We start from the raw sequence: 13,492 nt of genomic DNA on the forward strand, positions 1-13,492 counted from the left end.
ACAGGCTTCTTGTCTTTTATAGGTGTTTCAATTCTTGGTTGAGTTCTTCAATATCCTTTTTCATTTTCCAATAAGAGAAAACCCAAACGAGGAGATAGATAAGGCTGAATTCAATGACTAGCTCCAAGTAGAAAGTCAAACGTAGAGGGAACCATCCGCTGAGGGTAGCTAGTGGGATGAAACCTAGACAGGTCAAGGCGTAGTGAGTGAGGGTTGCACGAAGCAAACTCCACTCAGCCTTACGGAAGATATAACTAGCGACTTCAAAAAGAATACCGATAGCAAACCAAGTGATGAGGCAGTAGGCCAATACTATAGATCCGTGAACCTGATGTGATGTCATCCATTGTCCAATGGCTGAGTGAGGATTAAGAGGCATGTAGCTTGGCGCCCAGATAAGAGACATAATCATAGATACAGCTAATCCAATAAGGATGCCACTTGTGCCTGATTTAAAAAATTGTTTTTTCATTGTAATTTCTCCTTTATTGCTTTGAGGTAACGGCGTGATGAGTAGGTAGTTTCCTTGTTTTTAAGGTGAATTTCTACGAGGCCGTTAGGGGTAATGTTGAAGCGTTCAATTTCTTTGAGGTTGACAATCTCTGATTGTGAAATTTTGATAAAGTAAGATGGCAGTTTTTCTAAAACTTGATAGAGACGTAAGCCTAAGGGGTACTCTCCTTGAATAGTTTCAGCTAGAACTTGTCGATTTTCGATGTAAATTCTGGAAATAGCTTTGGGTTCGATAAGATAAGTTTCTCCATCTTTTTTTCCTTTGAGTCGGTGGTTGTCATCCAAACTTTCGACAAACTCGACGACTTGCTGAATCTTAGGCGTCCGACTAGGTGCCTGAATCTGCAACGTCTCTTCTTGAAATACCGAGTCAATCTGAACTTTTATTTTCATAACTATCCTTTCTTGTTTGTAATTGAGGAGGCCTCCTCCCTTTCACACCTTTATTAAACACTATTTACTAGCCCACAGCAATAGCGTTTGTCTATGTGGTCCTATATGGTGTCTAAGTGGTTGAAAATATTTTAGAAAACCCCTATACTTAATGAAAACGTACTGACGAGGTAATCACATGAAATCTATAATGAAATGGTTAGCAGGAATTTTTCTTGCCTGCAGTCTGATTTTGAGTTTTTTTACACCTTTTGAAAAGGCACTAACACTGAACCTGCTCTTGCTTTATTTCTTTGTTAAGCAGTTTATGGATTCTACAAGCTCGCCTAAAACCTACCAATGGATTTTCCAAATCATCTACCTCTTGATTTTTTCTGGGCTCATTTGGTTCAACCTTCGTCATGGGGATATGATTGTTATAGCCACAGCCTTATCTTGGCTAACAGTTGTGTGTGAGTTGTGGCTTTACAGTAAGCATAAGTAACAGTCAGCACCAGTGAATTTATCAACCTTTTAGAAGGGAGAAAAAATAATTATGCCAAAAATCATCGAATTGCCTGAAGTTCTAGCCAATCAGATTGCTGCTGGAGAGGTCGTAGAGCGACCAGCTAGTGTAGTTAAAGAGCTAGTGGAAAATGCTATTGATGCAGGCAGCACCCAGATTACTATTGAAGTTGAAGAATCAGGCCTCTCAAAAATTCAAATCACAGACAATGGCGAAGGAATGGCTCAATCTGATGTAGCTATGAGTTTGCGCCGTCATGCAACAAGTAAAATCAAAAATCAAGGAGACCTCTTTCGTATTCGAACTCTTGGTTTTCGAGGTGAGGCCCTGCCATCAATAGCTTCTATCAGTCATCTTACCATTGTGACAGCAGCGGATGGAGAAGCCTATGGGACTAAACTGGTTGCTAAAGGTGGAGAAATTGAGAGTCAGGACCCTATTTCAACACCAGTTGGAACAAAGATTACCGTTGAAAACCTATTTTATAATACCCCAGCTCGTCTCAAGTATATGAAGAGTTTACAGGCTGAGTTGGCTCATATTGTCGATGTTGTCAATCGTCTAAGTCTAGCTCATCCCGAGGTTGCCTTTACCTTGCTTAATGATGGTCGTCAGTTGACACAGACATCAGGTACTGGAGACCTCCGTCAAGCTATTGCTGGTATTTATGGTTTGACAACGGCTAAAAAAATGGTGGAGATTTCAAATTCTGACCTTGATTTTGAAGTTTCTGGATATGTTAGTCTCCCTGAGTTGACCCGTGCAAATCGTAACTACATCACGATTCTCATTAACGGACGTTATATTAAAAACTTCCTGCTTAACCGTGCTATTTTTGATGGATATGGCTCTAAACTCATGGTAGGACGCTTCCCTATTGCAGTTATTGATATTCAGATTGATCCTTACTTGGCCGATGTCAATGTTCACCCAACAAAGCAGGAAGTACGTATCTCTAAAGAAAAAGAGCTCATGGCCCTTATCAGCTCAGCCATTGCTCAAAGCCTTAGAGAGCAGGATTTGATTCCTGATGCCCTTGAAAATCTAGCCAAGTCTAGTACCAGAGGTGCAGCTAAGCCAGTTCAAACCAGTCTTCCACTCAAACAAACCAATCTTTACTACGATAGCAGTCGTAATGATTTCTTTGTCAAACCAGAGACAGTCCAAGAAGATATCAAACCTCTTGTATCAGAGTCACCAGTTTCATCGGTAGAAAATAAACCGCAACCTTCTGTTAAACAGGCACAACGTTCAGTAGATGAAGGTGATAGCGAACACGAAAAACTTGATTATAAAAACAAGTCGAAAATGAAGCGCATGCTTGAAACTCTGGACAATGAGGAAACATCAACCTTCCCTGAATTAGAGTTTTTTGGTCAAATGCATGGAACCTATCTCTTTGCGCAAGGACAAGGCGGACTTTACATCATTGACCAGCATGCTGCCCAAGAACGTGTCAAGTATGAGTACTATCGCGAAAAGATTGGTGAGGTTGACAGCAGTTTACAGCAGCTTTTGGTTCCCTATCTCTTTGAATTTTCAGGTTCAGACTACATTAGTTTACAAGAAAAAATGTCCCTTCTTAACCAGGTTGGTATCTATTTAGAGCCTTATGGGAACAACACTTTCATTCTTCGTGAACATCCTATCTGGATGAAGGAAGAAGAGATTGAATCAGCGGTCTATGAAATGTGTGACATGCTTCTTTTGACGAATGAAGTGTCTGTTAAGACCTACCGTGCTGAGTTGGCCATCATGATGAGTTGTAAACGTTCAATCAAGGCCAATCATGCTCTTGATGATTACTCTGCGCGTGACCTCCTAGTACAGCTTGCACAGTGTAAAAATCCCTACAATTGCCCTCACGGACGTCCAGTACTTGTCAACTTTACCAAGTCTGATATGGAAAAAATGTTCCGTCGTATCCAAGAAAATCATACGAGTCTACGTGACCTAGGGAAGTATTAAAACTTTTTTTGGTCTTGCTTTACGAATAGGAATGTTAGATTTATAATAGTGGTGAAGATGAGGAATCTTCTAATGTTTTAGCGGATTATTGTAGGATGATTGCCTGATTTTTAAGTTAGGAGGTATAGTGATGAGACACCTAACAAAAACTAATAAACACTTTTTACTTGTTGGCTTAACATTTTTAGCGACTAGCTTGATTTTCTATATTTTGGCCTGGTTAGGTCAACCAAGTTTGGAGAATACTCTCGTAAATGTTTCTAGCATTGCCTTTACTTTAGGCGTTGTAACATATATTCTATTAGGTCTAAAGATGATTACAGATACTTTAAAGACGAGTAGTCATCCTTAAAATAGAGCAAACAGAATCCACTTTCGAGTGGATTTTTTGTTACAATAGTACAGCAGTGCTTGAGATGACAAAATAAACACTCAAGACAATTATCTTACAAGTATAAAATGATAAAGCAAACCATTGAAGAAACGAACGAGAAAGGAAATCACACGCCATGTATGATTACATCAAGGGAACTCTAGTGAAAATTACCGCCAAGTATATTGTTATAGAAGCAAACGGCTTAGGTTATATTGTCACTGTAGCGAATCCATATAGTTTTTCTGACCAAATGAATCAGACTATCCAAGTCTATCTTCATCAGGTTATTAGAGACGATGCCCACCTTCTTTTTGGTTTCCATACTGAAGATGAAAAAGAGGTCTTCCTTAAGCTTATTTCAGTTTCTGGAATAGGTCCGACGACTGCCCTAGCCATTGTTGCTGTAGATGATAATCAAGGCTTGGTTGCTGCTGTTGATAATAGTGACATCAAGTACTTGATGAAGTTTCCAAAGATTGGTAAAAAGACAGCTCAACAAATGGTTCTGGATTTGGCAGGGAAATTTGCAGAGTTACCAACAGAAACGACCAAGACGACACCAAGTCAACCTGAAGGGAATCATCAATTGGATGAGGCTATGGAAGCCTTGATTGCTCTTGGTTATAAAGCCACAGAACTTAAGAAAATCAAGGCCTTCTTCGAAGGAACTAATGAAACGGCAGAGCAATACATTAAATCGGCTCTTAAAATGTTGATGAAATGAGGTAAGCAATGGTCAATCGTTGTCGTTGGGTTCCAACAAACAATAAATTATATTGTGATTATCATGACAAGGAGTGGGGAAAGCCTATTGGTGACGACCAAAAACTTTTTGAGCTGCTTTGCTTAGAAAGTTATCAGTCAGGGCTTTCTTGGTTAACCGTTTTAAATAAAAGACAGGCCTTTAATCGTGTTTTTCATGACTATAATATTGAGCGTGTTGCCCAGTTTAGCCTAAGTGAACTTGAAGATGCGCTTCAAAATCCAGACATCATTAGGCACAAACTTAAGCTAGAAGCAACCGTAAATAATGCCAAACAAGTACTAAAAATCCAAGATGAATTTGGCTCCCTGTCCCATTATTTTTGGCATTTCTTTGACGGAAAGCCCTTGATAAATAATGTACCCACATATAAGGACGTCCCATCATCAACTGCTTTATCCCAACAGATTGCCAACAATCTAAAAAAGAGAGGGTTCAAATTTTTAGGACCGACAACTATATATTCATTTTTACAAGCCGCAGGATTTGTGAATGATCATGAAAATAACTGTGACTTCAAATAAATGAGTGGATTTGATTGACAAGACGAGCAAAACATGTTAGTTTATAAACGAACATGTTTTTGAGATTATTTTACGAATAATAATATAGGTGAACCAATGAAAGCTGAATTGATTGCAGTAGGAACTGAAATCCTAACCGGGCAGATCACCAATACCAATGCCCAATTTTTATCTGAGAAACTAGCTGAACTAGGAATTGACGTGTATTTTCACACAGCAGTAGGAGACAATGAAAGCCGCCTACTTTCAGTTCTTGATCAAGCCAGTCAGCGTAGTGATTTAGTCATACTTTGTGGTGGACTTGGCCCTACTGAGGACGACCTAACCAAGCAAACCCTGGCTAAATTTTTAGGAAAAGAACTCGTTTTTGATGAGGAGGCTAGTAAAAAACTGGATAGTTTCTTTGCTACTCGTCCTAAACACACACGAACGCCTAATAATGAACGTCAAGCACAAATTGTTGAGGGGGCTATTCCCTTGCAAAACCCGACAGGTCTTGCAGTTGGAGGGATTATTACTGCTCAAGGGGTGACCTATGTAGTCTTACCTGGTCCACCAAGTGAACTCAAACCTATGGTGAATCAAGAACTTATTCCAGCTCTTACTGAGAATCACTCAAGTCTTTATTCGAGAGTCCTAAGATTCTTCGGCGTTGGAGAAAGTCAATTAGTGACTGTTCTTAAGGATTTTATTGTTAACCAAACAGATCCAACCATAGCTCCATACGCTAAAGTGGGGGAAGTAACACTTCGCTTGTCAACGAAGGCTTCTTCGCAAGAAGAAGCAGATCAAAAACTAGATGTTTTAGAAAAACAAATTCGTTCGACTAAAACTCTAGATGGCAAATCCTTATCTGATTTCATTTATGGATATGGAGAGTCTAATAGTTTAGCCTTTGAAGCTTTTCGTTTGCTTAAGAACCATGGCAAGACTATCACTGCAGCTGAAAGCCTAACAGCAGGTTTATTTCAGGCTAGTATTGCTGATTTTTCAGGAGTCTCACAAGTGTTTAAAGGCGGCTTTGTTACTTACAGCATTGAAGAAAAATCTAAAATGTTGGATATTCCCTTGTCGCAACTAGAAGAACATGGTGTTGTCAGTCATTTTACTGCAGAAAAAATGGCTGAAGGTGCCCGAGCTAAAACAGATAGCGATTACGGAATTGCACTTACCGGTGTAGCTGGACCAGATTCATTAGAAGGACACCCAGCAGGTACAGTATTTATTGGTATTGCTGATAGGAATCAAGTAAGGTCAATCAAGGTTGTTATAGGTGGAAGAAGTCGTTCTGATGTTAGATATATTAGTACCCTCTATGCCTTTAACCTAGTTCGCCAAGCTTTATTACAAGAAGACATGATTTAAGTTTGTCTTTAACTATAGAAAGAAGAGGAAAATAAGTGGCTAAGAAAACAAAGAAAACAGAAGAAATTACAAAGAAATTTGGAGATGAGCGTCGTAAAGCACTTGACGATGCTTTGAAGAATATTGAAAAAGATTTTGGTAAGGGTGCGGTTATGCGTCTTGGTGAGCGTGCAGAGCAGAAAGTTCAAGTTATGAGTTCAGGCTCGCTGGCTTTGGATATTGCTCTTGGTGCAGGTGGTTATCCTAAAGGTCGTATTATCGAAATTTACGGACCAGAATCGTCAGGTAAGACAACTGTAGCCCTCCATGCTGTTGCTCAAACACAAAAAGAAGGTGGAATTGCTGCCTTTATCGATGCAGAGCATGCCCTTGACCCTGCTTATGCGGCAGCCCTAGGTGTTAATATCGATGAGCTTCTTTTGTCACAACCTGATTCAGGTGAACAAGGTCTCGAAATTGCTGGTAAGCTGATTGACTCTGGTGCAGTTGATTTGGTTGTTGTTGACTCAGTTGCAGCTTTGGTACCTCGAGCAGAAATTGATGGAGATATTGGTGACAGCCATGTCGGACTTCAAGCGCGTATGATGAGTCAAGCCATGCGTAAGCTTTCTGCTTCTATCAATAAAACAAAAACAATTGCTATCTTCATTAACCAATTGCGTGAAAAAGTTGGTATTATGTTTGGTAATCCAGAAACAACCCCTGGTGGACGTGCTCTAAAATTCTATGCATCAGTACGTCTTGATGTACGTGGAAATACGCAAATCAAAGGGACTGGTGATAAAAAAGACCAAAATGTTGGTAAGGAAACTAAAATTAAGGTTGTCAAAAACAAGGTTGCTCCACCATTTAAAGAAGCCTTTGTTGAAATTATGTATGGTGAAGGGATTTCACAAACAGGTGAGCTTGTAAAAATCGCTAGTGACTTAGGTATTATTCAAAAAGCTGGAGCCTGGTTCTCATACAATGGAGAGAAGATTGGTCAAGGATCTGAAAATGCGAAAAAATATTTGGCAGATCATCCAGATATTTTTGAAGAAATTGATCATAAAGTACGTGTACACTATGGTTTGATTGAACCAGATGAAGAGGATATTGTTGAAGAAGCACAAGTTGAAGAAACATCTGATGAACTTGTTTTAGACCTAGATTCAACCATTGAAATTGAAGAATAAGTGTAAAAGAGCCGACGAGCTCTTTTTTCTTTGTTTTAATCTAAATAAAAAGGGTCTATGATCATTGAAAAAGTCCCCAAGATTCAAAATAGGTCGCTAGACCGATTTCTAAAATCAAGGACAGTGATAAGATAATAGTATCATGTGACAGAAAGAGAGAATTAACATGATTAAGATTTATACAATCTCAAGTTGTACAAGTTGTAAAAAAGCAAAGACATGGTTGAACAACCATCAACTTCCTTATAAAGAACAAAACCTTGGTAAAGAACCACTTACAAAAGAAGAAATCTTAAACATCCTATCAAAAACAGAGAATGGTGTTGAGAGTATTGTTTCATCAAAAAATCGCTATGCTAAAGCTCTAAATTGTGATATCGACGAGCTCAGTGTCAGTGAGGTGATTGATTTGATTCAAGAAAACCCAAGAATCTTGAAGAGCCCAATCTTAATTGATGATAAGAGATTGCAAGTGGGTTATAAGGAAGATGACATCCGTGCTTTCTTACCACGTTCAATAAGAAATGTCGAAAATTCGCAAGCACGCATGCGCGCAGCTCTATAAAAAAGTAAAAAAGGAGATACTTGCGATCTTCTTTTTACGTTTACTCTGGCATAGAAAATAAGTATTGACATTAGTTCTCAAACTTGATAGACTAATAAAGTCTTAAGGAAATTGTCCAGTAACAAAAAGTTTGAAAAAACTTTAAAAAAAGTTATTGACAAGACAAGCTAGAGATGATATTATAAATAAGCTGTTTCGCGAGAGACAGCAGACACGAGAAGTGAAAAAAACTTCAAAAAAAGTGTTGACAAGGCATTCTAGATTTGCTAGAATATAGAAGTTGTCTTAAGAGAGACAAAGACCTTTGAGAACTGAATAAGAAACCAAGTGCAGGGTTATGATAGAAGAATTATAACCTGTCAATTTACAAGAATAAATCGTCAGACGACGGTAATGAGTTAACGCTCGAACAATTATTAAAATTTTTAATGAGAGTTTGATCCTGGCTCAGGACGAACGCTGGCGGCGTGCCTAATACATGCAAGTAGAACGCTGAAGAGAGGAGCTTGCTCTTCTTGGATGAGTTGCGAACGGGTGAGTAACGCGTAGGTAACCTGCCTTGTAGCGGGGGATAACTATTGGAAACGATAGCTAATACCGCATAACAATGGATGACACATGTCATTTATTTGAAAGGGGCAATTGCTCCACTACAAGATGGACCTGCGTTGTATTAGCTAGTAGGTGAGGTAACGGCTCACCTAGGCGACGATACATAGCCGACCTGAGAGGGTGATCGGCCACACTGGGACTGAGACACGGCCCAGACTCCTACGGGAGGCAGCAGTAGGGAATCTTCGGCAATGGGGGCAACCCTGACCGAGCAACGCCGCGTGAGTGAAGAAGGTTTTCGGATCGTAAAGCTCTGTTGTAAGTCAAGAACGAGTGTGAGAGTGGAAAGTTCACACTGTGACGGTAGCTTACCAGAAAGGGACGGCTAACTACGTGCCAGCAGCCGCGGTAATACGTAGGTCCCGAGCGTTGTCCGGATTTATTGGGCGTAAAGCGAGCGCAGGCGGTTTGATAAGTCTGAAGTTAAAGGCTGTGGCTCAACCATAGTTCGCTTTGGAAACTGTCAAACTTGAGTGCAGAAGGGGAGAGTGGAATTCCATGTGTAGCGGTGAAATGCGTAGATATATGGAGGAACACCGGTGGCGAAAGCGGCTCTCTGGTCTGTAACTGACGCTGAGGCTCGAAAGCGTGGGGAGCGAACAGGATTAGATACCCTGGTAGTCCACGCCGTAAACGATGAGTGCTAGGTGTTGGATCCTTTCCGGGATTCAGTGCCGCAGCTAACGCATTAAGCACTCCGCCTGGGGAGTACGACCGCAAGGTTGAAACTCAAAGGAATTGACGGGGGCCCGCACAAGCGGTGGAGCATGTGGTTTAATTCGAAGCAACGCGAAGAACCTTACCAGGTCTTGACATCCCGATGCTATTTCTAGAGATAGAAAGTTACTTCGGTACATCGGTGACAGGTGGTGCATGGTTGTCGTCAGCTCGTGTCGTGAGATGTTGGGTTAAGTCCCGCAACGAGCGCAACCCCTATTGTTAGTTGCCATCATTCAGTTGGGCACTCTAGCGAGACTGCCGGTAATAAACCGGAGGAAGGTGGGGATGACGTCAAATCATCATGCCCCTTATGACCTGGGCTACACACGTGCTACAATGGTTGGTACAACGAGTTGCGAGTCGGTGACGGCAAGCTAATCTCTTAAAGCCAATCTCAGTTCGGATTGTAGGCTGCAACTCGCCTACATGAAGTCGGAATCGCTAGTAATCGCGGATCAGCACGCCGCGGTGAATACGTTCCCGGGCCTTGTACACACCGCCCGTCACACCACGAGAGTTTGTAACACCCGAAGTCGGTGAGGTAACCTTTTGGAGCCAGCCGCCTAAGGTGGGATAGATGATTGGGGTGAAGTCGTAACAAGGTAGCCGTATCGGAAGGTGCGGCTGGATCACCTCCTTTCTAAGGAAAAACGGAATGTACTTGAGTTTCTTATTTAGTTTTGAGAGGTCTTGTGGGGCCTTAGCTCAGCTGGGAGAGCGCCTGCTTTGCACGCAGGAGGTCAGCGGTTCGATCCCGCTAGGCTCCATTGAATCGAAAGATTCAAGTATTGTCCATTGAAAATTGAATATCTATATCAAATTCCATATGTAATTAATTACATATAGATAGTAACAAGAAAATAAACCGAAACGCTGTGAATATTTAATGAGTTAGGTCGAAAGACCAAAATAAGGTTAAGTTAATAAGGGCGCACGGTGGATGCCTTGGCACTAGAAGCCGATGAAGGACGTGACTAACGACGAAATGCTTTGGGGAGCTGTAAGTGAGCAATGATCCAGAGATGTCCGAATGGGGGAACCCGGCAGGTAATGCCTGTCACTCATTACTGTTAAGGTAATGTAGAGGAAGACGCAGTGAACTGAAACATCTAAGTAGCTGCAGGAAGAGAAAGCAAAAGCGATTGCCTTAGTAGCGGCGAGCGAAACGGCAAGAGGGCAAACCGAAGAGTTTACTCTTCGGGGTTGTAGGACTGCAACGTGGACTTAAAGATTATAGAAGAACTACCTGGGAAGGTAGGCCAAAGAGAGTAATAGCCTCGTATTCGAAATAGTCTTTATACCTAGCAGTATCCTGAGTACGGCGAGACACGAGAAATCTCGTCGGAATCTGGGAGGACCATCTCCCAACCCTAAATACTCTCTAGTGACCGATAGTGAACCAGTACCGTGAGGGAAAGGTGAAAAGCACCCCGGGAGGGGAGTGAAATAGAACCTGAAACCGTGTGCCTACAACAAGTTCGAGCCCGTTAATGGGTGAGAGCGTGCCTTTTGTAGAATGAACCGGCGAGTTACGATATGATGCGAGGTTAAGTTGAAGAGACGGAGCCGTAGGGAAACCGAGTCTTAATAGGGCGCATTAGTATCATGTCGTAGACCCGAAACCATGTGACCTACCCATGAGCAGGTTGAAGGTGAGGTAAAACTCACTGGAGGACCGAACCAGGGCACGTTGAAAAGTGCTTGGATGACTTGTGGGTAGCGGAGAAATTCCAAACGAACTTGGAGATAGCTGGTTCTCTCCGAAATAGCTTTAGGGCTAGCGTCGATGTTAAGTCTCTTGGAGGTAGAGCACTGTTTGGGTGAGGGGTCCATCCCGGATTACCAATCTCAGATAAACTCCGAATGCCAACGAGATATAATCGGCAGTCAGACTGCGAGTGCTAAGATCCGTAGTCGAAAGGGAAACAGCCCAGACCACCAGCTAAGGTCCCAAAATATATGTTAAGTGGAAAAGGATGTGGGGTTGCACAGACAACTAGGATGTTAGCTTAGAAGCAGCTATTCATTCAAAGAGTGCGTAATAGCTCACTAGTCGAGTGACCCTGCGCCGAAAATGTACCGGGGCTAAAACATATTACCGAAGCTGTGGATACCTTTATAGGTATGGTAGGAGAGCGTTCTATGTGCGAAGAAGGTGTACCGTGAGGAGTGCTGGAGCGCATAGAAGTGAGAATGCCGGTATGAGTAGCGAAAGACAGGTGAGAATCCTGTCCACCGTAAGACTAAGGTTTCCAGGGGAAGGCTCGTCCGCCCTGGGTTAGTCGGGACCTAAGGAGAGACCGAAAGGTGTATCCGATGGACAACAGGTTGATATTCCTGTACTAGAGTATATAGTGATGGAGGGACGCAGTAGGCTAACTAAACCAGACGATTGGAAGTGTCTGGCCAAGCAGTGAGGTGTGATATGAGTCAAATGCTTATATCTATAACATTGAGCTGTGATGGGGAGCGAAGTTTAGTAGCGAAGTTAGTGATGTCACACTGCCGAGAAAAGCTTCTAGCGTTAATTATACTCTACCCGTACCGCAAACCGACACAGGTAGTCGAGGCGAGTAGCCTCAGGTGAGCGAGAGAACTCTCGTTAAGGAACTCGGCAAAATGGCCCCGTAACTTCGGGAGAAGGGGCGCTGACTTATGGTCAGCCGCAGTGAATAGGCCCAAGCAACTGTTTATCAAAAACACAGCTCTCTGCTAAATCGTAAGATGATGTATAGGGGGTGACGCCTGCCCGGTGCTGGAAGGTTAAGAGGAGTGCTTAGCAATAGCGAAGGTATGAATTGAAGCCCCAGTAAACGGCGGCCGTAACTATAACGGTCCTAAGGTAGCGAAATTCCTTGTCGGGTAAGTTCCGACCCGCACGAAAGGCGTAATGATTTGGGCACTGTCTCAACGAGAGACTCGGTGAAATTTTAGTACCTGTGAAGATGCAGGTTACCCGCGACAGGACGGAAAGACCCCATGGAGCTTTACTGCAGTTTGATATTGAGTATCTGTACCACATGTACAGGATAGGTAGGAGCCTATGACCTCGGGACGCCAGTTTCGAGTGAGGCGTTGTTGGGATACTACCCTTGTGTTATGGCTACTCTAACCCAGATAGGTTATCCCTATCGGAGACAGTGTCTGACGGGCAGTTTGACTGGGGCGGTCGCCTCCTAAAAGGTAACGGAGGCGCCCAAAGGTTCCCTCAGAATGGTTGGAAATCATTCGCAGAGTGTAAAGGTATAAGGGAGCTTGACTGCGAGAGCTACAACTCGAGCAGGGACGAAAGTCGGGCTTAGTGATCCGGTGGTTCCGCATGGAAGGGCCATCGCTCAACGGATAAAAGCTACCCTGGGGATAACAGGCTTATCTCCCCCAAGAGTTCACATCGACGGGGAGGTTTGGCACCTCGATGTCGGCTCGTCGCATCCTGGGGCTGTAGTCGGTCCCAAGGGTTGGGCTGTTCGCCCATTAAAGCGGCACGCGAGCTGGGTTCAGAACGTCGTGAGACAGTTCGGTCCCTATCCGTCGCGGGCGTAGGAAATTTGAGAGGATCTGCTCCTAGTACGAGAGGACCAGAGTGGACTTACCGCTGGTGTACCAGTTGTTCTGCCAAGAGCATCGCTGGGTAGCTATGTAGGGAAGGGATAAACGCTGAAAGCATCTAAGTGTGAAGCCCACCTCAAGATGAGATTTCCCATGATTTTATATCAGTAAGAGCCCTGAGAGATGATCAGGTTGATAGGTTAGAAGTGGAAGTGTGGTGACACATGTAGCGGACTAATACTAATAGCTCGAGGACTTATCCAAAGAAAGTAACTGAGACATATTGACAACGATTTGGTTTCTTGATACAGTATAGATATTCAATTTTGAGTTGAGAATACTCAGAGTTAAGTGACGATAGCCTAGGAGATACACCTGTTCCCATGCCGAACACAGAAGTTAAGCCCTAGTACGCCTGATGTAGTTGGGGGTTGCCCCCTGTTAGATATGGTAGTCGCTTAGCG

At 42.8% G+C, this 13,492-nt stretch carries 10 protein-coding genes, 1 tRNA gene and 3 rRNA genes; 12 read left to right on the top strand and 2 right to left on the bottom strand.

Going from position 1 to position 13,492, the window contains the following annotated elements; genetic code table 11:
* Window positions 1-16: 16 nt before the first annotated feature.
* Both ACT170_RS10430 and ACT170_RS10435 read right to left on the bottom strand, forming a co-directional pair.
* On the bottom strand, window positions 17-472 hold the full coding sequence (locus ACT170_RS10430; RefSeq protein ID WP_037603799.1) for a DUF3021 domain-containing protein: 456 nt from the start codon (window positions 470-472) through the stop codon (window positions 17-19).
* Window positions 469-906 carry a LytTR family DNA-binding domain-containing protein gene (locus tag ACT170_RS10435; protein ID WP_013989911.1) on the bottom strand — a complete coding sequence of 146 codons (438 nt, stop codon included), beginning with the start codon at window positions 904-906 and terminating at the stop codon, window positions 469-471. Before ACT170_RS10435 ends, ACT170_RS10430 begins: the two co-directional genes overlap by 4 nt.
* 178 nt (window positions 907-1,084) lie before the next feature.
* On the opposite strand from ACT170_RS10435, the gene ACT170_RS10440 reads away from it, so the two are divergent.
* The 12 genes from ACT170_RS10440 to rrf all read left to right on the top strand — a co-directional run bounded on the left by ACT170_RS10440 (window position 1,085) and on the right by rrf (window position 13,491).
* On the top strand, window positions 1,085-1,390 hold the full coding sequence (locus ACT170_RS10440; protein WP_037603797.1) for a hypothetical protein: 306 nt from the start codon (window positions 1,085-1,087) through the stop codon (window positions 1,388-1,390).
* Window positions 1,391-1,441: 51 nt separating this feature from the next.
* On the top strand, window positions 1,442-3,379 hold the full coding sequence (mutL, locus tag ACT170_RS10445) for a DNA mismatch repair endonuclease MutL (protein ID WP_037603795.1): 1,938 nt from the start codon (window positions 1,442-1,444) through the stop codon (window positions 3,377-3,379).
* A gap of 130 nt (window positions 3,380-3,509) precedes the next feature.
* Entirely contained in the window at window positions 3,510-3,731 is a 222-nt protein-coding gene (locus ACT170_RS10450; RefSeq protein WP_002886321.1) for a hypothetical protein, read from the top strand.
* 157 nt (window positions 3,732-3,888) lie between these two features.
* Complete coding sequence (ruvA, locus tag ACT170_RS10455) at window positions 3,889-4,479, top strand: Holliday junction branch migration protein RuvA (RefSeq protein ID WP_002886323.1); 591 nt, start codon at window positions 3,889-3,891, stop codon at window positions 4,477-4,479.
* A gap of 8 nt (window positions 4,480-4,487) precedes the next feature.
* A complete protein-coding gene (locus ACT170_RS10460) occupies window positions 4,488-5,042 on the top strand; it encodes a DNA-3-methyladenine glycosylase I (RefSeq protein ID WP_002886325.1) in 555 nt (184 codons plus the stop codon).
* A gap of 96 nt (window positions 5,043-5,138) precedes the next feature.
* On the top strand, window positions 5,139-6,407 hold the full coding sequence (locus ACT170_RS10465; protein ID WP_048790895.1) for a competence/damage-inducible protein A: 1,269 nt from the start codon (window positions 5,139-5,141) through the stop codon (window positions 6,405-6,407).
* Window positions 6,408-6,442: 35 nt separating this feature from the next.
* On the top strand, window positions 6,443-7,582 hold the full coding sequence (recA, locus tag ACT170_RS10470; RefSeq protein ID WP_002886327.1) for a recombinase RecA: 1,140 nt from the start codon (window positions 6,443-6,445) through the stop codon (window positions 7,580-7,582).
* Between the two features lie 166 nt (window positions 7,583-7,748).
* Window positions 7,749-8,147, top strand: a complete 399-nt coding sequence (gene spx / locus ACT170_RS10475) for a transcriptional regulator Spx (protein ID WP_002886328.1) — start codon at window positions 7,749-7,751, stop codon at window positions 8,145-8,147.
* 424 nt (window positions 8,148-8,571) lie between these two features.
* A 16S ribosomal RNA gene (locus ACT170_RS10480) occupies window positions 8,572-10,119 on the top strand.
* A gap of 54 nt (window positions 10,120-10,173) precedes the next feature.
* Window positions 10,174-10,246: transfer RNA gene (locus ACT170_RS10485), tRNA-Ala, on the top strand.
* Window positions 10,247-10,392: 146 nt separating this feature from the next.
* A 23S ribosomal RNA gene (locus ACT170_RS10490) occupies window positions 10,393-13,292 on the top strand.
* A gap of 83 nt (window positions 13,293-13,375) precedes the next feature.
* Window positions 13,376-13,491: ribosomal RNA gene (rrf, locus tag ACT170_RS10495) — 5S ribosomal RNA — on the top strand.
* Together the 16S, 23S and 5S rRNA genes with 1 tRNA gene alongside form the textbook arrangement of a ribosomal RNA operon.
* The last annotated feature ends 1 nt before the right edge of the window (window position 13,492 follow it).

Origin of the sequence: Streptococcus sp. cx1, from assembly GCF_052384325.1 — a bacterium.
In the GTDB taxonomy this organism is placed as follows: Bacteria; Bacillota; Bacilli; order Lactobacillales; family Streptococcaceae; genus Streptococcus; species Streptococcus salivarius_G.